General features: G+C 78.4%; 27 protein-coding genes. 21 read left to right on the top strand and 6 right to left on the bottom strand.

Annotation, left to right across the window (positions count from 1 at the left end; all coding sequences use genetic code 11):
- Positions 1 to 48: 48 nt before the first annotated feature.
- The 7 genes from D5H78_RS13270 to amaP are packed head-to-tail and all read left to right on the top strand — an operon-like array spanning position 49 to position 3,116.
- Positions 49 to 519, top strand: coding sequence for an Asp23/Gls24 family envelope stress response protein (locus tag D5H78_RS13270; protein ID WP_119950972.1), 471 nt, complete (start codon positions 49 to 51; stop codon positions 517 to 519).
- 11 nt (positions 520 to 530) lie between these two features.
- Complete coding sequence (locus D5H78_RS13275) at positions 531 to 890, top strand: hypothetical protein (RefSeq protein WP_218566586.1); 360 nt, start codon at positions 531 to 533, stop codon at positions 888 to 890.
- On the top strand, positions 891 to 1,262 hold the full coding sequence (locus D5H78_RS19395) for a hypothetical protein (protein ID WP_165865733.1): 372 nt from the start codon (positions 891 to 893) through the stop codon (positions 1,260 to 1,262).
- Positions 1,263 to 1,322: 60 nt separating this feature from the next.
- Positions 1,323 to 1,514: a hypothetical protein gene (locus tag D5H78_RS13285; protein WP_177891240.1), complete on the top strand. Its 192-nt coding sequence runs from the start codon at positions 1,323 to 1,325 to the stop codon at positions 1,512 to 1,514.
- The gene (locus tag D5H78_RS13290) at positions 1,511 to 1,954 is read left to right on the top strand and encodes an Asp23/Gls24 family envelope stress response protein (RefSeq protein WP_119951128.1); all 444 of its coding nucleotides are present in this window, start codon (positions 1,511 to 1,513) and stop codon (positions 1,952 to 1,954) included. Before D5H78_RS13285 ends, D5H78_RS13290 begins: the two co-directional genes overlap by 4 nt.
- A gap of 5 nt (positions 1,955 to 1,959) precedes the next feature.
- Positions 1,960 to 2,550: a DUF6286 domain-containing protein gene (locus D5H78_RS13295; RefSeq protein ID WP_218566587.1), complete on the top strand. Its 591-nt coding sequence runs from the start codon at positions 1,960 to 1,962 to the stop codon at positions 2,548 to 2,550.
- Positions 2,547 to 3,116 carry an alkaline shock response membrane anchor protein AmaP gene (gene amaP / locus D5H78_RS13300; protein ID WP_119950973.1) on the top strand — a complete coding sequence of 190 codons (570 nt, stop codon included), beginning with the start codon at positions 2,547 to 2,549 and terminating at the stop codon, positions 3,114 to 3,116. Before D5H78_RS13295 ends, amaP begins: the two co-directional genes overlap by 4 nt.
- Here the strand turns inward: amaP and D5H78_RS13305 are convergent.
- Positions 3,113 to 3,715 carry a GNAT family N-acetyltransferase gene (locus tag D5H78_RS13305; RefSeq protein WP_218566588.1) on the bottom strand — a complete coding sequence of 201 codons (603 nt, stop codon included), beginning with the start codon at positions 3,713 to 3,715 and terminating at the stop codon, positions 3,113 to 3,115. The genes amaP and D5H78_RS13305 overlap by 4 nt on opposite strands.
- Before the next feature lie 53 nt (positions 3,716 to 3,768).
- Between D5H78_RS13305 and D5H78_RS13310 the strand changes: the two genes are divergently transcribed.
- From D5H78_RS13310 to D5H78_RS13330, 5 genes are all read left to right on the top strand, one after another.
- Positions 3,769 to 4,320, top strand: a complete 552-nt coding sequence (locus tag D5H78_RS13310) for a hypothetical protein (RefSeq protein ID WP_119950974.1) — start codon at positions 3,769 to 3,771, stop codon at positions 4,318 to 4,320.
- A gap of 55 nt (positions 4,321 to 4,375) precedes the next feature.
- A complete protein-coding gene (locus D5H78_RS13315) occupies positions 4,376 to 5,125 on the top strand; it encodes a YcnI family protein (RefSeq protein WP_119950975.1) in 750 nt (249 codons plus the stop codon).
- Positions 5,122 to 5,829 (top strand): copper resistance CopC family protein, encoded by a 708-nt coding sequence (locus D5H78_RS13320; protein ID WP_119950976.1) that lies wholly within the window; start codon positions 5,122 to 5,124, stop codon positions 5,827 to 5,829. Before D5H78_RS13315 ends, D5H78_RS13320 begins: the two co-directional genes overlap by 4 nt.
- A 57-nt stretch (positions 5,830 to 5,886) precedes the next feature.
- On the top strand, positions 5,887 to 6,723 hold the full coding sequence (locus D5H78_RS13325) for an iron-sulfur protein (RefSeq protein WP_119950977.1): 837 nt from the start codon (positions 5,887 to 5,889) through the stop codon (positions 6,721 to 6,723).
- A gap of 469 nt (positions 6,724 to 7,192) precedes the next feature.
- Entirely contained in the window at positions 7,193 to 8,341 is a 1,149-nt protein-coding gene (locus D5H78_RS13330; protein ID WP_119950978.1) for an endo-1,4-beta-xylanase, read from the top strand.
- Positions 8,342 to 8,408: 67 nt separating this feature from the next.
- Here the strand turns inward: D5H78_RS13330 and D5H78_RS13335 are convergent, their stop codons facing one another.
- Entirely contained in the window at positions 8,409 to 10,097 is a 1,689-nt protein-coding gene (locus tag D5H78_RS13335; RefSeq protein WP_119950979.1) for a phosphodiester glycosidase family protein, read from the bottom strand.
- Positions 10,098 to 10,201: 104 nt separating this feature from the next.
- Here D5H78_RS13335 and D5H78_RS13340 point away from each other — a divergent pair, with 104 nt between their 5' ends.
- From D5H78_RS13340 to D5H78_RS13365, 6 genes are all read left to right on the top strand, one after another.
- The gene (locus D5H78_RS13340; protein ID WP_119950980.1) at positions 10,202 to 11,338 is read left to right on the top strand and encodes an ROK family protein; all 1,137 of its coding nucleotides are present in this window, start codon (positions 10,202 to 10,204) and stop codon (positions 11,336 to 11,338) included.
- Between the two features lie 96 nt (positions 11,339 to 11,434).
- Entirely contained in the window at positions 11,435 to 12,718 is a 1,284-nt protein-coding gene (locus D5H78_RS13345) for an extracellular solute-binding protein (RefSeq protein WP_119950981.1), read from the top strand.
- Entirely contained in the window at positions 12,718 to 13,647 is a 930-nt protein-coding gene (locus D5H78_RS13350) for a carbohydrate ABC transporter permease (RefSeq protein WP_119950982.1), read from the top strand. Before D5H78_RS13345 ends, D5H78_RS13350 begins: the two co-directional genes overlap by 1 nt.
- Entirely contained in the window at positions 13,644 to 14,555 is a 912-nt protein-coding gene (locus D5H78_RS13355; RefSeq protein WP_218566589.1) for a carbohydrate ABC transporter permease, read from the top strand. Before D5H78_RS13350 ends, D5H78_RS13355 begins: the two co-directional genes overlap by 4 nt.
- Complete coding sequence (locus tag D5H78_RS13360; RefSeq protein ID WP_119950983.1) at positions 14,552 to 15,991, top strand: glycoside hydrolase family 3 N-terminal domain-containing protein; 1,440 nt, start codon at positions 14,552 to 14,554, stop codon at positions 15,989 to 15,991. The genes D5H78_RS13355 and D5H78_RS13360 overlap by 4 nt, the downstream gene beginning before the upstream one ends.
- Entirely contained in the window at positions 15,979 to 17,037 is a 1,059-nt protein-coding gene (locus D5H78_RS13365) for an ROK family protein (RefSeq protein WP_218566590.1), read from the top strand. The genes D5H78_RS13360 and D5H78_RS13365 overlap by 13 nt, the downstream gene beginning before the upstream one ends.
- Positions 17,038 to 17,389: 352 nt before the next feature.
- Here the strand turns inward: D5H78_RS13365 and D5H78_RS19400 are convergent, their stop codons facing one another.
- Positions 17,390 to 17,593, bottom strand: a complete 204-nt coding sequence (locus D5H78_RS19400) for a hypothetical protein (RefSeq protein WP_165865734.1) — start codon at positions 17,591 to 17,593, stop codon at positions 17,390 to 17,392.
- 94 nt (positions 17,594 to 17,687) lie between these two features.
- Between D5H78_RS19400 and D5H78_RS13370 the strand changes: the two genes are divergently transcribed.
- The 3 genes from D5H78_RS13370 to D5H78_RS13380 are packed head-to-tail and all read left to right on the top strand — an operon-like array spanning position 17,688 to position 20,528.
- Positions 17,688 to 18,722, top strand: a complete 1,035-nt coding sequence (locus tag D5H78_RS13370; RefSeq protein WP_119950984.1) for an aldo/keto reductase — start codon at positions 17,688 to 17,690, stop codon at positions 18,720 to 18,722.
- Entirely contained in the window at positions 18,712 to 19,338 is a 627-nt protein-coding gene (locus D5H78_RS13375) for an HAD family hydrolase (RefSeq protein ID WP_119950985.1), read from the top strand. The genes D5H78_RS13370 and D5H78_RS13375 overlap by 11 nt, the downstream gene beginning before the upstream one ends.
- Positions 19,339 to 19,367: 29 nt before the next feature.
- Positions 19,368 to 20,528 carry an RtcB family protein gene (locus D5H78_RS13380; RefSeq protein ID WP_119950986.1) on the top strand — a complete coding sequence of 387 codons (1,161 nt, stop codon included), beginning with the start codon at positions 19,368 to 19,370 and terminating at the stop codon, positions 20,526 to 20,528.
- Positions 20,529 to 20,567: 39 nt separating this feature from the next.
- On the opposite strand, the gene D5H78_RS13385 is transcribed toward D5H78_RS13380, so the two are convergent.
- From D5H78_RS13385 to D5H78_RS13395, 3 genes are read right to left on the bottom strand one after another with little or no spacing between them, the layout of a single operon-like run.
- Positions 20,568 to 21,569 carry a zinc-binding alcohol dehydrogenase family protein gene (locus tag D5H78_RS13385; RefSeq protein ID WP_119950987.1) on the bottom strand — a complete coding sequence of 334 codons (1,002 nt, stop codon included), beginning with the start codon at positions 21,567 to 21,569 and terminating at the stop codon, positions 20,568 to 20,570.
- A 51-nt stretch (positions 21,570 to 21,620) separates the two neighbouring features.
- Complete coding sequence (locus tag D5H78_RS13390) at positions 21,621 to 22,682, bottom strand: NAD(P)-binding domain-containing protein (protein ID WP_119950988.1); 1,062 nt, start codon at positions 22,680 to 22,682, stop codon at positions 21,621 to 21,623.
- Positions 22,683 to 22,710: 28 nt separating this feature from the next.
- A complete protein-coding gene (locus tag D5H78_RS13395) occupies positions 22,711 to 23,103 on the bottom strand; it encodes a hypothetical protein (protein WP_119950989.1) in 393 nt (130 codons plus the stop codon).
- Positions 23,104 to 23,170: the final 67 nt, after the last annotated feature.

The raw sequence follows: 23,170 nt of genomic DNA on the forward strand, positions 1-23,170 counted from the left end.
GTCCAACCGTCCGTACCGATCCGGACGACCCGAGACAGGAGGTCCCCGATGACCACGACCACGACCGGCACCAGCACCACCGCCAGCACGACGACCAGGGACGTCGCCCGCGCCGGCGGCTCCGCGCTGGAGTCGAGCAAGGGCCGCACCGCCATCGCCGACGGCGTCGTGCAGAAGGTGGCGGGCATCGCCGCCCGCGAGGTGAGCGGCGTGCACGCCCTCGGCGGCGGCGCCGCGCGCACCTTCGGCGCGATCCGCGAGCGCATCCCCGGCTCGTCCCAGGCCGTCGGCCAGGGCGTGTCCGTGGAGGTCGGCGAGCGCCAGGCGGCGATCGACCTCGAGGTCGTCGTCGAGTACGGCGTCAGCATCTCCGACCTCGCCGCGGCGGTGCGCAAGAACGTCATCGGCTCGGTGGAGGGCATGACCGGCCTCGAGGTGACCGAGGTCAACGTCAACGTCAACGACATCCACCTGCCGGACGACGACGACGAGGACGCCGAGCCGTCCCGCGTGGTCTGAGCGTGGACGGCGTGCAGCCCGTGCGGCCCGCGCGGCAGGAGCGGTCCGCGGCGTCCGGCCCGGACGTGCGGGCGGTGGCGGCGGCGGTGGTCGCCGCACCGGGCGTCGCCGCCCTCGGCGGCGGCGGCACGGCCGCGCTGGTCGCCACCCACCTCCCGGGCGAGCGGGTGCGCGGCGTCCGGGTCGGCCCGGACGGCGGGCTGCAGGTGGCCGTGGTGCTCCGGTACGGCGACCCGGTGCCGTCGCTCGTCGACGGTGTCCGCGCCGCCGCGGCGTCCGCCGCGCCGGGCCGGGCGGTGGACGTCCTCGTCGCGGACGTCCTGCTGCCCGGCGAGGAGCCGCCCGCGCTGCCCGCCGGCGCCGGGGCCTGAGTGCCCCGGCGCCCGCCGGGCGGGGACGCCGCGGGCCGCCCGGAGCAGCCCCCGTCCGGGGACCGTGCGGCCCGCGCCGCGCGCCGCGCGTGGCTGCGGGCCCACCACCCCGACGCGGGCGGCGACCCCGCCGCCTTCACCGAGGGCCTGCGCCGCGCCGACTGGCGGGACCGGGGCGGCCCCGGGAGCCCCGGGAGCCCCGGGAGCCCCGGGGACCCGGCCGGCCGGGCGGGCGCCGGGCCCGAGGTGGTGTTCGTCCGCCGCCGCGGCGCCCTGCGCCGCGCGGGCTACCTGCTGCCGGCCCTCGTCCGGCGCCTGCTGCCGCAGCGCCCCCCGCCCCGCCCACCCCGCCGACCCCGCCGACCCGTCTGACCCCGCCGACCCCGCCGACCCGGCTGGTCCCGACCGTCCCCCCACACCCTGGAGGCCCCCGTGCCCGCCCCCCTGACCCTCGCCGGTCTCGCGACCGGCCTCGTCCTCGGCCTGGCCTGGGCCGTCGACGGCTTCAGCGGCCTGTTCGTCACCGCCGTCCTCGGCGCCCTCGGCGTCGTCGCGGGCAAGGTGCTCGCCGGGCAGCTGGACCTGACCCCGTACCTCGGCGGCGCCGGCCGCCCCCGGCGGTGACCGCCGCGGCGCCGGCCCGCGCCACCTGGGCCGGCCCCGTCCCGCCGCCTCCCGCGCAGCCCCTGCCGACGCCGCCCGCCGAGCGCGGGCGGCTCACCGTCGCCCCGCGCGTGGTCGAGCGGGTCGCCGCCGCCGCGGCGGCCCGCGTGCCGGGGGCCGGCGGGGTCCGCCACGGCGTCCTCGGCGCGCTGGGCGGGCTCGGCGGCGACGCGGCCGACCCCCGTACCGCCGACGTCGGCGCGCGGGTCGACGGCGACGTCGCCGTGGTCTCGCTGGCGCTGTCCGTGCGCTGGCCCGAGGACGTGCGCCGCGTCGTCGCCGCCGTCCGCGAGGCCGTGCGCACCGAGGTGGCGCGCACCTGCGCGGTGCGCGTGCTCCGCGTCGACGTCGAGGTGCTCCGCCTCGACGCGTCCGTCCCCGACCGACCGAGGGTGAGGTGATCCCCGTGGCCACGTCCCGCCGCAGCGGGTCGCGCCCGGCGGCGGTGCCGCCGCGCGCGCTGCCCAGCGCTCTGTCGCTCGTCGTGTCCCTGCTGCTCCTCGGCGCCGCCGCCGTCGGCCTCGTGGAGGCCGTCGCGGGGGCGACCGGGCGCCCGTACGTCCTCCTGGACGGCCCGGCCGTCGCCGGGGCGCTGTCCGTCGCCTCCTGGCAGGACGCGCCCGTGGTCGCCGCCGCGGTGGGCGCGGCGCTGCTCGGGCTGCTACTGCTCGTCGCGCTCCTGCGCCGCGGGCGTCCCCGCGCCGTCCTGCTGCCCGCGCCCGGCGGGGGGACCTCCGACGACCGGGGCGTGCAGGTCGCGGCGTCGCGCCGCAGCGTCGAGCGCTCGCTGGCCGCCGCGGCCCGCGGCGCGGACGGCGTCCTCGGCGCGAGCGCGCGGGCCGGCCGGCGCCGGGTCGTCGTCAGGGCGGAGGTGGGCCTGCACGACGCCGCCGCGCTGCGCCCCCGCGTGGAGGACGCGGTGCGCGCCCGGCTGGACGACCTGGGGCTCGACGGGCGGCTGCGCCCGCGGGTGCGGGTCGAGGGCGGTGCCCGGTGAGGCGGGTCGACCGGGTCGGCCCGGTGCTCGTCGCCCTGCTGGGGCTCGCGCTGCTGGTCGGCGGCGCCCTCGGCGCGGCCGCCGGCCTGGGCGCCCTCGGCGCCGGGCGCGCGGACGACCCCGTGCTCGCCCCGGCCCTGCGCGCGTGGCCGCAGGAGCGGGGCTGGGCCTGGTGGGCCGTGGCCGGGGGGTGCCTCGCCGTGGCGCTGCTCGCGCTCTGGTGGCTCCTGGCGCAGCTGCGCACCGACCGCGTCGCGCGGCTGGACCTGTCCGACGGCGGGGTCGACGGGGCCCTCGTGCTGCGCTCCGGCGCGCTCGCCGACGCCGTCGAGGAGGAGGTCGGGCGGATGCCCGGCGTCGTGGCGGCCGGCGCGCGGGTGCACGGCCGGCGGGGCCACCGGCTCGCCGTGGTGGTCGACGTCGACGAGCACGCCGACGTCCCCGCGCTGCGCGAGCGGCTGGTCCGCGAGACCGCCGAGCACGCCCGCGCCGCCACGGGCGACCCGGGCCTGCCGGTGGAGGTGCTCCTGCGGCCCGCCGCCACCGGGCGCCGGGCGCTCGCCTAGCGGCCGGGCTCCCCGACCACCGGGCCGTGCGTCCCCCCCGGCGCACGGCCCGGTGCCGTGCCCAGGTCCAGCTCCATCTCGAGCTCCCAGCGCGTCCGGTCCAGCGGGTACGGCTCGCGCCGCCCCGTCGGCACGAAGCCCGCGCGGGCGTAGAAGGCCACCGCCCGGGCGTTGTCCTCGTGCACGAGCAGCCGCATGACCGGGGCGCCGCGCCCGCGCGCCCAGGCGACGCAGGCCGCGAGCAGCGCGTCCGCCGCGCCGGTGCCGCCGCGCCAGCCCGGCGCCACGTACACCGACACCAGCAGCGCCACGCCGGGCTCGGGCTCGTACGCGCTCATGGTGCCGACCCAGGTCCCGGTGGCGGGGTCGACCGCGACGAAGCCCGCGCCCGCGGCGGCGTCCGCGGCCCGCGCCCGCCAGGCGGCGTCGCCGAGGCGGCGCGCGCCGGCGAGGGTCTCGAGGTACGCGATGGGCGTGTCCTCGAGCATCTCCAGGCGCAGGTCGCGCCAGCGCTCCCAGTCCTCCGCGCGCACCCGCTCGACCCGCACGCGACCCTCGGCGGGCTCGGGACGTGCCGGGGGCGGCGGGACGGTCGTCACGCCCGGAGCGTAGGGGGACCGGGCGCACCGCCGCGCGGCGTAGCGTGGCGGGCGTGCAGCTCGTGACGCGGGGACCGCTGCGGCTGGCGCGCGCCGCCGCCGTCGCGGCCGCCTGCACCCTGCTGCCGGCCGCGGGCCACCTCGGCGCGGGCGGGCCCGCTCCCGGCGGGGCCCTGCTCGCGGCGGGCGCGCTGGTCCTCGCCGCCTGCCTCGCGCTGTCCGGTGCGCGCTGGACGACCCGACGCCTCGGCGCGGTCGCGCTCGTCGCGCAGGCGGGCGTGCACGCCCTGCTCACGGGAGCGGCGGCCGGCCCGGGCGCCGCGCTCCGCGAGGCCGCCGACCCGGTCATGGCCGCCGGCCACGCCGTGGGCGCCCTGGCCCTGGCCGTCGTCCTCGTGCGGGGCGAGGACGCGCTGTGGGACGCCGGCGCCGGCGTCGCCGCCGCGCTCGGGCGCACGGCCCCGCCCGCCGTCCCCGCGCAGCCGCCGGTGCCGGGTGAGGGCGTGGTGCGGCCCGCCGCCCCCGCACCGCCGCCGGCTCCCCCCGCGCCGCGCCCCCTGGTCCGCCGCGGGCCGCCGCGGGTCCCCGCCGCCGCGCGCGGCTGACGGACCCCGACCCGACGTACCCCCCCGCGCCGCAGCGCGCGGAGGAAGGCGACCCGTGCCCCACCCGAAGACCACCCCCACCCGCCGCCGCGCGGCCCGCGCCGCCGCGGCCGCCGCCGGCCTGACCGCCCTCGGCGCGGCCCTGGCCGGCCCCGCCGCCGCCCACGTGACCGCGGTCGCACCCGCGGGGGCGACCGCCGGCGGCTACGCCAAGGTCGTCCTCACCGTGCCCACCGAGCGCGATGACGCCGGCACGACGGCGCTCGCCGTGGAGCTGCCGCAGGACACCCCGCTGGCCTCGGTCCGCGCCCGTCCGCTGCCCGGCTGGGACGTGGCGCTCACCACCACCCGACTCCCCGAGCCGGTCGCCACGGGCACGACGACGCTCAGCGAGGCCGTCACGCGCGTCACCTGGACCGCGCAGGAGGGCACCCGCATCGCCCCGGGCGAGTTCGAGGAGTTCTCGCTCTCGCTCGGCCCGCTGCCCGACGTCGACGAGCTCGTCCTGCCGGCCACCCAGACGTACGACAGCGGCGAGGTCGTCGCGTGGGACCAGCCCCCGACGGGCGGCGAGGAACCCGAGCACCCCGCGCCGGTCGTCGCCGTGGAGCCGGCCGCGCCCGGCGGCGAGGGCGGGCACGGCCACGGTGCGGACCCGGCGGCCGACGGCTCCGACGCGCAGCCGGTCGCCGCGACGCGCCCCGCGGCCGCCGGGGACGACGTGCTCGCCCGGAGCCTCGGCGGTGCCGGGCTCGTGCTCGGGGCCGGGGCGCTCGGCCTGGCGGCCCGCCGGCGGCGCGCGTGAGCCCCCGTACGGCCGCCGCCCGCCGCCTCGCCGCCGGCGCGCTCGCGCTCGGGGCCGCCAGCACCGGCGCGGTGCTCGGCGCGGGCCCCGCCGCCGCCCACGCCAGCCTCTCCAGCACCGAGCCCGCCGACGGGGCGTCCCTGCAGGCGGCGCCCGGCGTGGTGCGGCTGGTCTTCGACGAGGCGGTGCAGAGCGGCCTGGCGACCGTCGTCGTCGAGGGGCCGGGCGGCCCGGCCGCCGAGGGCGCTCCGGAGGTCCTCGACGGCACCGTCGAGCAGGCCGTCGCCGCGGCCGGCGACGGCGACTACCGGGTGGCCTTCCGGGTGGTCTCCGCCGACGGGCACCCGGTGTCGGGCGAGGTGCGGTTCACGGTCGAGGGTGGCGCGGGCGCGCCCGCCGGGGCCGGCGCGGGCGCCCCCGAGCCGTCGGAGGGGCCGTCGCAGGCGCCGCCGTCGGGGCCCGCCGCGGTGCCGGGGGCCACCCCGGGCGCGGAGGGGACCCCTGCCGCCGGGGCCCTAGGGGCCCCAGGGGCCGCCGGGGCGGTCGGCGGTGCCGACGGGGGCGAGGGGGCCGACGCGGCGGCCGGGGCCGACGAGGGCGGCGGGCACGCGCAGCACCTCGTCCCGCTGGCCGCGGTGGCCGCAGCGGCGGTCGTCGTCGTGGCCGTCACGACCTTCACCGGGCGGCGCGACCGCCGGCGCTGAGCCGGCGGTCGGGGGCGGGCGGTGCGGGGTTAGGGAAGCCTTCGCTATGGTGCACCGGTGACCGCACCCGTGCTCCCCGCCCCGGCCGTCGCCGCCGCCCACCCGCTGGCCGCGACCGCGCGCCGGGTGAGCGGGCTCGCGGAGTGGTTCGAGCTCGCGGTCCCGGGCGGCGACGGCGCCCTGCCCGAGGGTCCGCTCCCGTGGGTCGACTGCAGCGCGGTCCTCGACGGCTCCGCGGTGCTGCGCGCCTGGCATCGGGAGCTGCGTACCCGCCTCGAGGCCGATGCCGGCGCCCCGGTGCCCGCCCTGACCGTCGAGGCCTGGGTGCGGGCCTGGTACCTCTGTGTCCCCGCGTACGCCGGCGGCCTGCCCTTCGCGCTCGACCGCCGCGTCCCGCGCCTGGGGCCCGGCGCGCTCGCCGTGCGCGTCGAGGGCGGGCGCCCGAGCGCGGTCGCGCTGCTCGACCCGCGCTTCGCGTGCCTGCCCGACGACCCGGCGGCGGGGTCGCCGCTCGCCGAGGTGCTGCCCGACGAGCGCGCCCTCGCCGCACGGCTGCGCGCCGAGGTCGTCGCGCACGCCGCCGCCTTCCTCGACGTCGAGCCGCGCACCGTCCGCCGCGGCCCGCACCAGCTCTGGGGCGGGGTGCTCGACGCCCTCGACGGCGCGCTCTCGCTCCCGGCGCTGCTCGGCGGCGACGTCGTGCGCGCCGTCGCCGACGCCCACCTGGCCCTGCCGGGCCCCGAGGCCCCGCTGCCCAGCGGCTCGACCTGCGAGGTCGTCGACGCCGACGTCGCCCCGGCGCTGAGCCGCCGGCGCATCACCTGCTGCTACAACGACAAGCTCCCCGGCCAGGCCGCCGCCCTCTGCGCCGGCTGCCCGCGCGCCCTGCGCTGACGCCCGCCGTCGGGGGCCCGTACGGACGGGTCCTCGGCGCCCCTCCCGCCCGTCGCGGGGTGCCTGCGCCGCCTCCCATGAGGGGCACCCCCAGGCGCGGACGCCGCATGAGGGTGCCCCTGAGCAGAGTCGAGTCTGCTGAGGGTGCCCCTCATGGGCCTGCACCGCTTGAGGGTGCCCCTCATGGGCCTGCGCGCGCATGAGGGTGCCCCTGAGCAGAGTCGAGTCTGCTGAGGGTGCCCCTCACGGGCCCGCACGGCCTGAGGGTGCCCCTCATGGATCCGCGCCCGCGTGAGGGTGCCCCTCAGCGGACCGGCGCAGCGGCGGGCACCCCTGCGCGCATCGCAGGCGACCCCCCGCCACCCCTTGACGCACCGACCGCGGCTTCCTAGTCTCTCGCAATGTTCCGGAAACTTCCGGAACGTCGAGACGGGCGACCGGCAGCCCGCCCCACCGCAGGAGAGCACCCATGAAGCCCACCCGCACCGTCGCGGCCGTGCTCGGCGCGTCCGCCCTCCTCGCCGCGGTCCCCGCGGCCCTGCCCGCCACGGCCGCCCCCGCGGCCGAGCGCGCCGCCGCGGCGGCGCCCGGCGGCCCCCTCGCGCTGCGCGACCTCGCGCCGGAGGGGTTCCGCATCGGCACCGCGGTCGCCGGCGGCGGCCACCACGTGGACCAGCCCTACCCGGACCCGTTCCCCAACGACCGGCAGTACCGCCGCCTCGTCGGGCAGCAGTTCAGCTCCCTCTCGCCCGAGAACCAGATGAAGTGGGAGTTCATCCACCCCGAGCAGGGGACGTACCGCTTCGGGCCGGCCGACGAGATCGTGCGCTTCGCCCAGCGGCACGGGCAGGTCGTGCGCGGGCACACGCTGCTCTGGCACAGCCAGAACCCCGCGTGGCTCGAGGAGGGCGAGTTCACCAAGCCGCAGCTGCGCCGGATCCTGCGCGACCACATCCGCACCGTGGTCGGGCGCTACAAGGGCAAGATCCAGCAGTGGGACGTCGCGAACGAGATCTTCCTCGACGACGGCAGCCTGCGCACGCAGGACAACATCTGGATCCGCGAGCTCGGCCCCGGCATCATCGAAGACGCGTTCCGCTGGGCGCACCAGGCCGACCCCGCCGCGAAGCTGTTCTTCAACGACTACGGCGTGGAGAGCGACAACGCCAAGAGCGACGCGTACTACGCGCTCGTGCAGGAGTTCCAGGCCAAGGGCGTGCCGGTGGACGGCTTCTCCGTGCAGGCGCACCTCAGCACGCGGTACGGCTTCCCGGGCGACCTGCAGGCCAACCTGCAGCGCTTCGCCGACCTCGGGGTGGAGACGGCCGTGACCGAGCTGGACGTCCGCATGGACGTGCCGGTCGGGGAGCAGCCGACGCGGGCGCAGCAGGACCAGCAGGCGGACTACTACCGCCAGGCGCTCGAGGCGTGCCTCAGCGTCGAGGGCTGCGACTCGTTCACGCTGTGGGGCTTCACCGACAAGTACTCCTGGGTCCCGGTGTTCTTCCAGGGCGAGGGCTTCGCGACGGTCATGACCGAGGACTTCCGCCGCAAGCCGGCCTACTACGCGGTGGCCTACCGCCTGGCCGAGGCGAAGGCGTCGTACCCGCGCGGCTGAGAGAGCGCTTGCCGTACCGCCCCGGGTCGCACCTGCGGCCCGGGGCGGTCGCGTCCCGCGGTGCCCGTCAGCCCCGGCGGCGCGGGAGCACGAGCACGGCGTCGCCGACGGGCCGCTCGCCCGCGGCGTCCGACGGCCGGTTGACCACCTCGCCGCGCACCACGGCGGTCGTCGAGCCGCCGCCGTCGAGGTTGACCGCGTCGACGAGGCCGAGCGCCCGCGCCACGCGCGCCGTCTCGGTGAGGGACAGCCCCAGGCTCCCGGTCGAACGGCCGTCCGCGGTGACGAGCACCGTGCGCCCCTGCCGGTCGACGCCGGCGAAGGTGCGCGGGTTGCGCTTCACCGCCCAGCCGTAGGCGAACGACGGGTCGTCGGGGCGCTCCATGCCGTCGCGCGCCGGCGTCACGTGCAGCCGCCCGTCCCGGACCAGCTCCGGCCCCCCGTTGACCACGGACGTCCCCGGCTGCAGCGGGAAGCGCTTGCCGTCATCGTCGCGCAGCAGCGTGCGGAGCCGCAGCGCCGCGCCGGGCCGGGCGAGCCCGCGCAGCGCGGCGGCCGAGGCGCCGGTGCCCTGCAACGAGGTCCACCCGGGGCGCAGCGCGGTGCCTCGCTCGGCCAGCACCGCCCGGACCCTGCCGCGCCGGTCGAGCACGACCTCGACGCCGGGGCCGCCCGGGGTGGTGGCGCCGAAGGCCGCCGTGAAGGCGACGACCTCGTCCGCGTCGGTGCACGTCCCGTCGTGCAGCGGCGCCGTGGTGGGCAGGTCGTCGAGCCCGCCGCAGTTCCGTACGAGGCCGGGGACCCGGTCGACGCCGTCGAGGCGCAGCGCCCGGCCGCCCGGGCCCTGCACCGAGCCGCGCCAGCCCAGCCGCTCCACGGCGGTGCGGCGGGCGTCCTCGCGCAGCACCAGCGCGGGCCGCTCGCCGACCGGCTCGCTGACCAGCCCGCGCCCGTACGCGCCGACCCCGGCCGGGTCGCCGGGCGCCCCCGCCGCCGGGTCGAGCACGAAGAAGCCGCCGTTGACGGCGGCCGTGGCGCCCGCCGAGCGGGCCAGGTCGCTCGTGGTCTCGCGCCGCTCGAGGTCGGGCCCGTACGTCGCGGTGAGGCTCCCGCGGAAGGTGCGCGGGTCGACGGTGAGCACCTCGAGCCGCCACGGGCCGCGGTCCCCGCGGTCCCCGTCCCACCCGGTCCAGACGACCGAGCCGCGGGCGCCGGCCGCGGCCACCGCGGCGGCGAGGGCGTCCGCCGCCGCCCGGTCGCGGGTCGCGCCGACGCGCACCCGCCAGCCCAGCGTCCCGCCGGGGGTGTCGGCGGTGGCCGGCCGCACCACCCGCTCGGCGCGCGCGTCGAGGCCCGCGGCCCGGAGCCGGGCGGCGGTGGCCCGGGCGTCGTCCCGGGGGGCGATCGCGGTGGCGGGCGCGTCGGGGTCGGGCGACGCGGCGTCCGGCACCGCGACCTCGACGGTCCAGCGCAGCGACGGGTCGGGCGCCCCCCGCACCACCGAGGTGCGCACCACACCGGGCTGCAGCCGCTGCGACGTGCGCACCTCGCGCAGCGCCGCCGGCCCGAGGGGGAGCGGGGGTGCGGCCTGCGCGCCCGCGACGGCGCCTCCGTCGGCGCCCTCGACGGGGCGGACGGCGGCCGGGGCGGCCGTCGGCCCGGCGGCGGCAGGGGCCGCGCCGGCGGCTGCGGCGCAGACCAGGGCGGCGAGGGCCGCGGCGGCGGCCGTACGGGGGCGGGGGGACGAGGCGGTCATGCCCGGCACGGTAGGGCGGGTCGACCACGTCGTCACCCCTCCCGGACGGCGTCCGGGTGAACGGGGTCTTGACAGGAGTTTGTTAGTCCACTCTATTAACCAACGTGACTCAGCTCTCAGCGCCGGGGCGGCCGCTCCGGCCGCGCGGCAAGCTCCTGCAGGAGGACGCGCGGCGGCACCACCGCGCGCTCCTGCTGCAGTCGCTGTTCCGCGACGGCCCGGCCAGCCGGGCCGACCTCGCGCGGGCGACGGGGCTGACCCGGGTGACGGTCTCGGACCTCGTCGGCGGCCTCGTCGAGGAGGGGCTCGTCGAGGAGCTGGGGGCGCGGCCCGGGGGGCGCGTCGGCAAGCCCGCGACCCTCGTCGGGTTCGCCCCCGACGCTGCCGACGTCGTGTGCCTCGACCTGTCGGCCGACGGCCGAGTGTGCGGGGCGCTCGTGGCGCCGACGGGGCGGGTCCGCCTGCGCCGCAGCGCGGCGGTCAAGGGGCGCCGCGGCGACGACGCCGTCGCGCTCGTCCTGCGCCTGGCGCGCGACCTCGTCGCCCTCGCCGAGCGGCCCGTCCTCGGCGTGGGCGTCGGCAGCCCCGGCGTCGTCGACCCCGGCGGCACGGTCCTCGACGCGCCCAACCTCGGCTGGCACGGCACCCCGCTGTCCCGGGCGCTGCACGAGCGGCTGGGGCTGCCGGTGCACGTCGCCAACGACGCCAACACCGCGGCGCTCGGCGAGCACACTTTCGGCCGCGCCGACAGCGGGCACCTCATGGTGCTGCGCGTCGGCACCGGCGTCGGGGCGGGCCTCGTGCTGGGGGGCGCGCTCCTGCACGGGCACGGCTCGGCCGCCGGCGAGGTGGGCCACGTCGTCGTCGACGAGGACGGCGAGGAGTGCGCCTGCGGGCGTACGGGGTGCCTGGAGACCCTGCTCGCCGTCCCGCGGCTGCGGGCGCGGGTCGACGGGCTCGACCCGGCGGCCCGCGCGGACGCCCTGGCTGGCACCGGGCGCCGCCTCGGCGCCGCCCTCGCGCCGGTCGTCGGCGCGCTCAACCTGCGCCACCTCGTGCTCAGCGGCCCGCCCGACCTGCTCGACGGTCCGCTCGCCGGCGCGACCGCCGACGCCCTGCGCCGGCGCCTCATGCCGGTGGTCGGCGACGACCTCGTCCTGCGCACCTCCGACCTCGGCGAGGACGTCGTCCTCGTCGGGGCCGCCGTCCTCGTCCTCAACGCCGAGCTCGGCGTCTCCTGACGCCGCCGCACCACCGCACCGCACAGCAGAACAGCACCCCTGCGCGACCGGCACCGTGCCGGCCCGCTGACGCCGCTCACACGAAGGAGCGATCGGATGACCATCTCGAGGTCCCTGGCCGTCGGACTGGTGGCGGCCCTCGCCCTCACCGCGTGCGGCGGCGACGACGGCGACGACGCCGCGCCTGCCGGGTCGGGCGGCACCCCGCAGGCCGCGGAGGTCAGGGTGTGGATCAACGGGCCGGACACGCCGCAGGAGGCGCGCGACTGGCTGAAGACGACGTTCGAGGACCAGCACCCCGGCTCGACGCTCGTCATCGAGGAGCAGCAGTGGGAGGGGCTGGTGGAGAAGCTCACGACGGCGCTCACCAGCCCGTCGGAGACGCCCGACGTCGTCGAGGTCGGCAACACCCAGGCCGCGACGTTCACGACCGCCGGCGCCTTCAGCGACCTCACCGGCGAGCTCGAGGCGCTCGGCGGTGACGACCTCCTCCAGGGGTTCGTCGAGGCCGGCAGCGCCGACGGCAAGACCTACGCGGTGCCCTACTACGCCGGGTCGAAGTACGTCTTCTACCGCAAGGACCTGCTCGCGCGGGCCGGGCTCCAGGTGCCCACGACCCTCGACGAGTTCGTCGACACGGCGGTCGCGCTGAAGCAGGCCAACCCGGAGCCGGCGTCCTTCTCGGGCTTCTGGTTCCCGGGCCAGGACTGGCGCAACGGCGCGGCCTTCGTCTGGGCGGCCGGCGGCGACCTCGCGGTGCAGGAGGGCGGGAGCTGGCGGGGCGCCCTGTCCACCCCGGAGTCGCTGGAGGGCCTGCGCACCGCGCAGCGGCTGTTCACCGAGGCCTCCGGGGCGCCGAGGGACGGCAACGAGGCGGACCCGCAGGTGCCGTTCTGCGCCGGCGAGGTGGGCATGCTCTCGGCGCCGAGCTGGGTGCGGGGGCTGATCGAGGACCCGGAGGGCGGCTGCCCGGAGATGATGGAGCAGGTCGGCGTCTTCGCCCTGCCCGGCCCGGACGGCGGGCCCGCGCCGGTGCTCCTCGGCGGCTCGAACATCGCGGTGCCGGCGCAGTCCCCCGACCAGGAGCTGGCGAAGGACGCCGTCGCGCTGATGCTCAGCGAGGACTACCAGACCATCCTCGCCGAGAACGGCCTCACGCCGGCGCTCGAGTCGCTGTCCTCGGCGCTGGGCGACGACGAGTTCGCGCAGGCGACGATCGAGGCGGCGTCCAACGCCAAGCTCACCCCCGCCGCGGCCGGCTGGGCCAGCGTCGAGGGGTCGCGCGTCCTCGAGGACCTCTTCGTGGGCATCGCCGGCGGCGGGGACGTCGAGCAGCTCGCCCGCGAGGCCGACGCCAAGATCACCGAGGCGCTCGGCTGATGGCCACCACCGCTCCGCCGGCCGCCCCGCTGCGCCGGCCCGCGCTGTCCCGCCGGGCGCTGCCGTACGGGCTGCTCGTCCCCGCGGGCGTCGCGCTGGCCCTGGCGCTGGGCTACCCGCTGGTCCGGCAGCTGCTGCTGTCGACCCAGGACTACGGGCTGGCCCAGCAGTTCGGGCAGCCGGCGGAGCAGGTGGGTGCCGGGAACTTCCGCGAGCTGCTCACCGACCCCCAGCTCTGGCTGGTGGTCCTGCGCTCGGTGCTGTTCTGCGCGGTCAACGCGGCGCTGACGATGGCGCTGGGCACCGGCGTCGCGCTCCTCATGCGCGGCATGTCCCGGCCGGTGCGCGTCCTGGTGCAGAGCGCCCTGCTCCTCGCCTGGGCCATGCCCGTGCTCGCGGCGCTGACGGTGTGGCAGTGGATGTTCGACGCCCAGTACGGCGTCGTCAACGCCCTCCTCGTCGCTGCCGGCGCGGACTACGCCGGGCACTCGTGGCTCCTGGAACCGCTGTCCTTCTTCGCCGTGGCCACGGTCGTCGTCGTGTGGATGAGCGTGCCGTTCGTCGCCTTCACGGTGTACGCGGGCCTGACGCAGGTGCCGGAGGAGGTGCTCGAGGCCGCGCAGCTCGACGGGGCCGGCGCCTGGCAGAGGTTCCGCCACGTCCTCGTGCCGTCGGTGCGCCCGGTGCTGCTCGTCGTCGGCCTGCTGCAGGTGGTCTGGGACCTGCGCGTCTTCACGCAGATCTACGTCCTGCAGGGGGCAGGGGGCGTCGCGAGCGAGACCAACCTGCTCGGCACGTACGTCTACCGCCTCGGCATCGGCGAGGGCCGCTTCGGCCTCGCCGCCGCGGCCGCCGTCCTCATGCTCGTGCTGACGGCGCTGCTCACCTTCCCGTACGTCCGCGCGATGCTCCGCCAGGAGGAGTCGTGAGCACCTCGACGCAGCCGCCGCCGGTCGTGGCGCCCCGCGAGGCCGTGCCGCCCGCGGTGCCCGCCCGCCGCCCGCCGCGGCGCCGGCGGCGCCACCGCCGCATCGCCGACGCCCTGGGCGTGCTCATCGCCCTGGCAAGCGTCTTCCCGGTCTACTGGATGGTGTCGTCCTCGTTCCAGCCCGGGCGCGACATCCGCTCGCCGGGCTCGTCGTGGCACCCGCTCGGCGGCACGCTCGACAACTTCCGCCGCGTGCTCGAGGGCGGCGGGTTCGTCTCCGCCCTGCGCACCAGCCTGGCGGTCACGCTCCTCACCGTGGCGGTCGCCCTGCTGTTCGCGTTCCTCGCCGCGCTGGCGGTGTCGCGCTTCCGGTTCCGCGGCAGGCGCTCCTTCGTCCTCGTGCTGCTCGCGATCCAGATGATCCCGGCCGAGGGGCTGTTCATCAGCCAGTACAAGATGCTCGAGGGGTGGGACCTGCTCGGGACGGTCACCGGGCTCACGCTGGTCTACGTGGCGAGCGTCCTGCCCTTCACGATCTGGACGCTGCGCGGGTTCGTCGCGGGGGTGCCGGTGGAGCTGGAGGAGGCGGCGATGGTCGACGGCTGCAGCCGCACGCGCGCCTTCTTCACCGTGACGTTCCCGCTGCTCGCCCCGGGGCTCGTCGCCACCGGCGTGTACGGCTTCATCCAGGCGTGGAACGAGTTCACCCTCGCCCTCGTCGTCATGACCCGCGAGGAGAACCGCACCCTGCCGGTGTGGCTGAGCACCTTCACCGACACCAACCGCGGCACCGACTGGGGCGCGGTCATGGCCGGCTCGACGCTCATCGCCGTGCCCGTCGTCGTGCTCTTCCTGCTCGTGCAGCACCGCATGGCCTCCGGCCTGGCCGCGGGGGCGGTGAAGGGGTGAGCGCCGAGCTGGAGGGGCTGGCGCTGCGGGTGCAGCTGGCGGCGTTCCCCGGGACCGCGTACGACCCCGCCGCGGAGCGGCTGCTCGCCGCCGGGCTGGGCGGGACGTGCCTGTTCGGCAGCAACACCGCCGACGGGCCGCAGGCGGTGCGACGGCTCACCGACCGGGTGCACGCGCTGCGCCCGGGGGCCCTCGTCGCCGTCGACGAGGAGGCCGGCGACGTCACGCGGCTGCACGCCCGTACGGGGAGCCCGGTGCCGGGCGGCGCCGCCCTCGGCGCGGCGGACGACCCGGCGCTGACCCGCTCGGCCGCCGCGGAGGTCGGGCGGTCGCTCGTCGCGGCGGGCGTCGACCTCGACCTGGCGCCGGTCGCCGACGTCAACAGCGACCCGCGGAACCCGGTCATCGGCGTGCGCTCCTTCGGCGCCGACCCGGACCTCGTCGCCCGGCACACGGCCGCGTGGGTCGAGGGCCTGCAGGCCACCGGCGTCGCCGCGTGCGCCAAGCACTTCCCGGGGCACGGCGACACGGCGCTCGACAGCCACCTCGACCTGCCCACGGTGGCGGTGGGCCTGGACGTGCTGGAGCGCCGCGAGCTCGTGCCCTTCGCCGCGGCGGTACGGGCGGGCGCCGCGTCCGTGATGACGTCGCACGTGCTCGTGCTGGCGCTCGACCCGGACCGCCCGGCCACGCTGAGCCCCGCCGTGCTGGGGGTGCTGCGCACCCGGCTGGGCTTCGGCGGCGCCGTCGTCACCGACGCGCTCGACATGGCCGGCGCCTCCGGAGGCGGACGCGGGGTCCCGCGGGCCGCGGTGCTGGCCCTGGCGGCGGGTGCCGACCTGCTGTGCCTCGGCGCCGACAAGGACGCCGCGCTCGTCGAGGCGGTGCGCGACGCGGTCGTCGCCGCGGTCCGCGGGGGCGAGCTCGCCGAGGAGCGGCTGCGCGACGCGGCGGCGCGGGTCGACGCGCTGGCGGACGGGGGCGCGCGTCGGGCCGGCTCCGCGGGCGTACCGGACGACGGGGCGTGGCAGGGGGCCGCGGCCCGGGCCGTCCGGGTCGAGGGGCGCTTGCCCGACCTGCGGCACGCGGTGCTCGTACGGCTGCGCTCGACGCCGTCGATCGCCGTGGGCGCGGTGCCGTGGGGGCTGCCCGCGGACCTCGACGTGGACCCGCTCGACGAGGGCGCGGCGGGGCGCGTGCTGACCGCGGCGCACGGCCGCCCGCTCGTGGTGCAGGTGCGCGACGCCCACCGCGCGCCCGGTGCCGGGGCGCTGCTCGCCGCGCTCGCCCGGGCGCGACGGGACCTCGTCGTCGCCGAGCTCGGGTGGCCCGCGCCCGGCGCGGGCCGCGTCGCGCGGGTGTGCACCCACGGGGCCTCGCTCGCCTCGCGCGACGCGCTCGCCGGGGTGCTCCGCTCGGCCGGGTGGGGCCGGTGAGCGGCGCGGTGCTCGGCCTCGACGTCGGCGCGACCAAGACCCTGGGCGTCGCCGTCGGCCCCGACGGCCGGGTGCTCGCCCGCGAGCGGGTGCCCACGGGGCGCGGCGCCGCGGGCGTCGTCGCCGCGGTGGCCGCCGTGGTCGACGCGCTCGCGGCCGCGGTGCCGGCGGCGGCGCCCCGCGTCGGCCTCGGCGTCCCCGGGCTCGTCGACCCCGTCGCGGGCACGGTGGCGCACGCGGTGAACCTCGGCGTCGACGGCGTGCCCCTGCCGCTGCGGGCCCTCGTGCAGGAGCGGCTCGGCCGGCCCGTGGCCCTGGCGAACGACGTCAACGCGGCCGCCCTCGGCGCCACCGCGCTCGTGCCCGGGGGGCGCGCCGACCTCGCGTACCTGAGCATCGGCACCGGCCTCGCCGCCGGCCTCGTCCTCGGCGGGTCGCTGCGGGCCGGGGCGCACGGGGCCGCCGGGGAGGTCGGGCACGTGCCCGTCGACCCGTACGGCGCCCCCTGCCCCTGCGGCCAGCGCGGCTGCCTCGAGACCGTCGCGAGCGGTGCGGCCCTCGCCGCCGCCTGGCCGGTCGCGCCGGGCGAGCCGCCCGCGGCGGCGCTGTTCGCGGCCGCGGCCGCGGGCGACGCGGCGGCGGTCGCCGTGCGGGACCGCTTCGCCGGCGGCGTCGCCGCAGCCGTCCGCCTGCTGTGCCTCACCGCCGACGTCGACGCCGTCGTCCTCGGCGGCGGGGTCGCCCACACCGGCGAGCCGCTGCGCGTCGCCGTCGCCGCCGCCCTCGCGGCCCAGGCGGCCGGCTCGCCGTTCCTCGCCTCGCTCCGGCTCCCGGAGCGCCTGGTCCTCGTGCCCGGGGGCTACCCGGTCGCCGCGGTCGGCGCCGCGCTGCTCGCGGCGGGGGCGGCGGGTGCGGCGGGTGCGGTGGGTGCGGCGGGTGCGGTGGGTGCGGGCGTCACGGGTGGCCCGCTCGCGCCCGCGGAGGTGCCGGCCAGCGACATCCCCGGCGCCGCCGCTGCCCCCGTACCGCTGCCGCGGACGGTGTGAGGCGGGCGGGTCCTGCCCGCGCGTCGCTGGGGGGTGCCGCCCCCATGAGGGGCACCCCCAGGCGGGGTTTCTCCCCTGAGGGGCACCCCCAGCGCCTCCTGGTGCATGAGGGGCACCCTCAGCGCGCCGGACGAGGCATGCAGGTGCCTCACGAGGCCTGCAGGCCCCGTGAGGCACCCGTACGCCCGCTCCGCGTGGTCAACGGCGACGCCCGGCGCCCGGCTCGCCGGCGGCCCCCATGAGGGGCACCCTCAGCGCGCCGGACAAGGCGTACGCGTGCCTTGCGAGGCCTGCACGCCTCGCGAGGCACCCGTACGGGTGCCTTACGTGGTCAACAGGGCCCCCCGGGCGGTCACCCGTCGCGCCGCGCGTCCCCGGCGACGACATCGGCGGGGTCGGCGGTCTCGACCCGGTCGGTGGTGTCGGCGTGGTCGCCGGGGGCGACGGTGCCGGCGCGCTCGTCGTCGGTGATCTCGGAGGCGGCGGGGACGGCGTTGGCGCCGGGGAGGCCGCCGGTCTGGCCCAGGGTGCTGGCGTGCTCGTTCGCGTCGGTCATGGGCGCCCCGCTACCCCGTGGCGTGCGCGCCACCCCCGCGGGGAAGGGTGGCGCCGGACCCGCACGCCCCCAAGACGCGCCCCAGGAGGACCCCGTGGAGCACCGCACGCTCGGCCGCAGCGGCACGGCCGTGTCGACGTACGCGCTCGGCACGATGACGTTCGGCAACGAGACGGACGAGGCGGGGTCCCACGAGCAGCTCGACCGGTTCGTCGCGGCGGGCGGGACGCTCGTCGACACGGCGGACGTCTACACGCACGGCGCGTCCGAGGAGATCATCGGGCGCTGGTTCGCGTCGAGGCCGCGCGACGTCACCGACCAGGTGGTGCTCGCGACCAAGGGCCGGTTCCCCATGGGTGAGGGCCCCAACGACCTGGGGCTGTCGCGCCGGCACCTGGCCCGGGCGCTCGACGGCAGCCTGCGCCGGCTCGGCCTGGAGGCGGTCGACCTCTACCAGGTGCACGCGTGGGACCCGCACACCCCGCTGGAGGAGACGCTGCGCTTCCTCGACGACGCGGTGTCCGCGGGCAAGGTGCACCACTGGGGGCTGTCGAACTACACGGGCTGGCAGGTGCAGAAGGCCGCCGACCTGGCGGACCGCCGGGGGTGCACGCCGCCGGTGACCCTGCAGCCGCAGTACAACCTGCTCGTGCGCGAGATCGAGTGGGAGATCGTCCCCGCCTGCCGGGAGAACGGGCTCGGGCTGCTGCCGTGGTCGCCGCTCGGCGGCGGCTGGCTCACCGGCAAGTACTCCCGCGACGAGCGGCCGACGGGCGCGACCCGGCTGGGCGAGGACCCGGACCGCGGGGTCGAGGGGTACGACCGCCGCTCGTCCCAGCAGCGCACGTGGGACGTCGTCGAGGCGGTGCAGGAGGTGGCGCGGGGCCGCGGCGCGTCGATGGCGCAGGTGGCGCTGGCCTGGCTGCACGACCGGCCCGCGGTCACCTCGGTGATCCTCGGCGCGCGCACGACGCAGCAGCTGGAGGACAACCTGGGTGCCGCGGGGCTGCACTTGTCCGCCGAGGAGACCGCGCGCCTCGACGCGGCGAGCGACCCGGGGGCGGCGGACTACCCGTACGGCGTCCCGGGCGTCGAGCAGCGCAGCCGGAGCATCAGCGGTGGGCGCTGAGCACCCGAGAGTCCTCGTCCTGGACCTCGGCGAGGTCCTCGCGACGCCGGCCACGCTGCTCGAGGAGCTGGGCGGCGTCCTCGGGGTCCCGGCCGCCGTGCTCGAGGGCCCCTACTGGGCGCACCGGGTCGCGTACGACGAGGGCGCGCCGCCGGAGGACTACTGGGCGGCCGTCGGGCGCGACCTGGGCCTCCCGCTCGACGAGGACCTCGTACGGCGGCTGACCGCGCAGGACGGAGCGCTGTGGACCCGGCTCCGGCCCGACGCCGAGGACCTGCTGGACCGGCTGGCCCGGGCCCGGGTCCGCACGGCGCTGCTGTCGAACGCGCCGGCGTCGCTGGCCGCGGTGGCCCGTACGCAGCCATGGGCGTCCGCCTTCGACCGGCTGTTCTTCTCCGGTGAGCTCGGTGTGGCCAAGCCCGACCCGGGCATCTACGCCCGCGTCGACGAGGAGCTGGGCACGGCGCCCGGCGACGTGCTCTTCGTCGACGACCGGGAGGTCAACGTCGAGGCGGCGCGGGCGCACGGCTGGCGCGCCCACCTGTGGCGCGACCCGGCGGGCGTCGACCGCGTCCTGCGGGAAAACCTGTTCCCGGTCGAGGGCCCCGCTGCATAGCCTCCCGCTCTGCCCACGAGGAGGGAGAGATGGAGAAGGTCACCGACACGCTGCTCAGCTGGGCCTCGGTCATCGAGGACGCCACGCTGCAGCAGGCGATCACCGCCAGCACCATGCCGTTCATCCACCCGCACATCGCGCTCATGCCCGACGCCCACCTGGGCCTCGGCGCCACCGTCGGCTCGGTCATCCCGACGCTGCGCGCCGTCATGCCCGCGGCGGTCGGCGTCGACATCGGCTGCGGCATGATCGCGGTACGCACCCAGTTCGGCCGCGACGACCTGCGCGACCGCGACCTGCGGGCCCTGCGGGAGTCGATCGAGCGGGCCGTGCCGCTGTCCGCGGGGGCGTACAACGAGCGCCTGACGGACACCGCGGCCACCCGCGTCGAGCGGCTCGAGGCGCAGGCGGCGCAGGACTACGCCCGCTACGCGAAGAACTGGCGGCTGCAGCTCGGGACGCTCGGGTCGGGGAACCACTTCATCGAGGTGACGGTCGACGAGGAGGGCGTCGTCTGGCTGTTCCTGCACTCCGGGTCCCGCGGCGTGGGCAACAAGGTGGCCCAGCACCACATCCGGGTCGCGCAGGAGCGCTGCGCGCAGCAGGGGACGGCGCTCCCGCACCGCGACCTCGCGTACCTCGAGGAGGGGACGCCGGAGTTCGACGCCTACATCACCGACCTGCGGTGGGCGCAGGAGTTCGCGCTGCTCAACCGCGAGGAGATGATGGACCGCGTCGTCGGCTGCCTCTCCCGCGCGATGGGCGAGGACGTCGTCGAGCGCGAGCGCATCAACTGCCACCACAACTTCACGCAGGAGGAGACCCACGCCGGCGAGCGCGTCTGGCTGTCCCGCAAGGGGGCGATCGAGGCGCGCGAGGGGACGCCGGGGCTCATCCCCGGGTCCATGGGCACGGCCTCGTACGTCGTCGTGGGCAAGGGCGACGCCGAGGCGCTGCACTCCTCGCCGCACGGTGCCGGGCGGGCGTACTCGCGCTCCCGGGCGCGCAGGACGTTCACCCGGGAGCAGCTGCGCGAGGCCATGCGGGGGATCGAGTACCGCGACACCGACGCGTTCCTCGACGAGATCCCGCAGGCGTACAAGGACATCGACCGGGTCATGGCCGACGCCGCGGACCTCGTCGAGGTCCGGCACGTGCTGCGCCAGGTCGTGAACGTCAAGGGCGACTGACGCCGGCCGGGGGCCCGCACCGGGCCCCCGGCCCGGGCGTCAGCGGTGCACGACCACCTTGCCGACCGTGCGGCCGGTCTCGAGGAGCCGGTGCGCCTCGCGCAGGCCCGCGGCGCTGAAGTCGTCGATGGCCGTGGTGAGCGTCGTGCGCAGCCGGCCCGCGTCGACGAGCGCCGCGGCCTCGCCCAGCACGCGGCCCTGCTCGGCCATGTCCGGCGTGCCGAACATGGCACGGGTGAACATGAGCTCCCAGTGCCAGGCGATGCTCTTCGCCTTCAGCGGCAGGAGGTCCAGCCCCACGGGGTCGTCGATGGCGACGACCTCGCCGAAGGGCTTGAGGACCTCGGCGAACGCCTCGACGTTCCCGGCCGAGTGCGGGGAGAACAGGCGCTCGACCCCGTCGGGGGCGACGGCCCGCACCGAGGCGACGAGGTCGTGGTGGTCCACCAGGGCGTCCGCGCCGAGGCCCTGCACCCACTCGCGGGACTCCCGCTTGCCCGCGCCGCCGAGCACCCGCACGCCGGTCAGCTGCTTCGCGAGCTGCACGAGGACGGACCCGACACCGCCGGCCGCGCCGAGGACGAGGAGGTCGCCGGTGGAGCCGAGGCCCAGCCGGAAGCGGTCGAAGAGCGACTCCCAGGCGGTGAGCGTCGTCAGCGGCAGGGCGGCGGCCTCCGCCGGGGACAGCGAGGTCGGGCGCGGCGCGACGATCCGCTCGTCGACGGCCTGCAGCTCGGCGTTCGACCCCGCGCGGGTGAGGTCGCCCGCGTACCAGACCTCGTCGCCGACGGCGAACCCCTCGACCTCCGGCCCGACCGCGCGCACGGTGCCGGCGGCGTCCCAGCCGAGGACCCGCGGCTGCTCCTGGGGGCCGAGGCCGCTGCGCACCTTGACGTCGACCGGGTTGACCGACACGGCCAGCACCTCGACGAGGAGGTCGCGCGGGCGCAGCTCCGGGACGGGCAGCTCGACGTCGACGAGGGCGCCGGGGTCGGTGACGGGCAGGCTGTCGAGCGCCGCGACGGCGCGCATGGTGGTCATGGTCGTCCTTCCGTGGTGAGGGGGCCGGCGCCGGGGTCGGCGCCGTGAGGGCTAGGCGGCCGCGGGCCGTCCGAGCAGGTCGAGGAGGTCGCGCACGACGGCCCGGCCGGCGCGGTTCGCGCCGATGGTGCTCGCCGACGGGCCGTACCCGACGAGGTGCACCCGCGGGTCGCGCGCGACCCGCGTGCCCTCCATCCGGATGCCGCCGCCGGGCTCGCGCAGCCCGAGCGGGGCCAGGTGCTCCAAGGCTGCGCGGAACCCGGTCGCCCAGAGCACCGCGTCGTACGGGCGCCGGGTCCCGTCCGGCCAGACGGCGCCGTCCTCGACGAGGCGCGCGGGCATCGGCAGCCGGTCGAGCACGCCGGCGGCGCGGGCCGCCCGGACGTCGTCGGTGACCGGCAGCCCGGTGACGCTGACGACGCTCTCCGGCGGGCGCCCGGCGCGGACGGCCTCCTCCACCTGCGCGACCGCCGTCCGTCCCGCGTCGACGTCCCAGGGGGTCTCGCGCCACAGCGGGGGGCGGCGGGTCGCCCAGGTGGTGCGCGCGCCGACCGTCGCGAGGTCCATGAGGTGCTGCACCGCGGAGATGCCGCCACCGACGACGAGCACCCGCTCCCCCCGGAACGGCCCGGGCCCGGGGTAGTCGGCCGTGTGCAGTTGGCGCCCGCGGAAGGCCCCGCGACCGGGGAAGGCCGGCCAGAAGGGGCGCGTCCAGGTGCCGGTGGCGTTCACGAGCGCCCGCGCCGACCGCGTGCCGGCGGAGGACTCGACGAGCAGCCGGCCGTCCCCCGCCTCGCGCACCGCCGTCACGCGCACCGGGCGCAGGACCGGGAGCCCGAGGTCGCGCTCGTACGCGGCGAAGTACTCCGGGACGACCTCGGCCGCCGGACGGCAGGGGTCGGGGTCGCGCAGCGGGACGCCGGGGAGGTCGTGCACGTGGTTGGTCCCGGCCAGGCGCAGCGACGGCCAGCGGTGCGCCCACGCGCCCCCCGGCCGCTCGCCGGCGTCGAGCACCACGTACGGCACGGCGTACTTGCGCAGGAACCACGCGGTCGACAGCCCGGCCTGCCCGGCGCCGACCACGACGACGTCGGCGGAGCGGTCGGGGGTCACGTCCGCGCGAACGCGCGGGGCCCCCCGGCTAGTCCCGGGCGAGCCTGCGCGCCAGCCACAGCTCGCTGAGCGTGCCGGACAGGTCGAAGGCCGCCAGCCCCAGGCCCCGGCGCCCCGGCACCTGCCCGAGCAGCGTCGCGGCCAGCACGCACGAGCCGTTGACGGCGTCGGCCACGGCCATGGCCCGTACCCACCCGTCCGTGCGGCGCCCGGCGGCGAGCGCCGCGAGCGTGCCGGTGCCGAGGACGAGCTCGCGGGCCGCGACGACGTGGGCCACGCGGCGCAGCGCGGGCCGGTCGGGGACGCCGAGGGCGCGGGCGGGCACCTCGGGACGGGCCAGGAACCAGGCCGCGAAGCCGAGCCGGACGGCGGCGGCGAGGGGTGCGGCGAGGGCGTCGCCCGGCTGCGTGGTCGCGGTCACACGCGGGGGGTACCCGCATACTGTCCCGGCACGCGGGTCCAGACGTCGGGCCGCGATCGCCCTCCAC

Source organism: Vallicoccus soli (genome assembly GCF_003594885.1).
Taxonomy (GTDB): Bacteria; Actinomycetota; Actinomycetes; order Motilibacterales; family Motilibacteraceae; genus Vallicoccus; species Vallicoccus soli.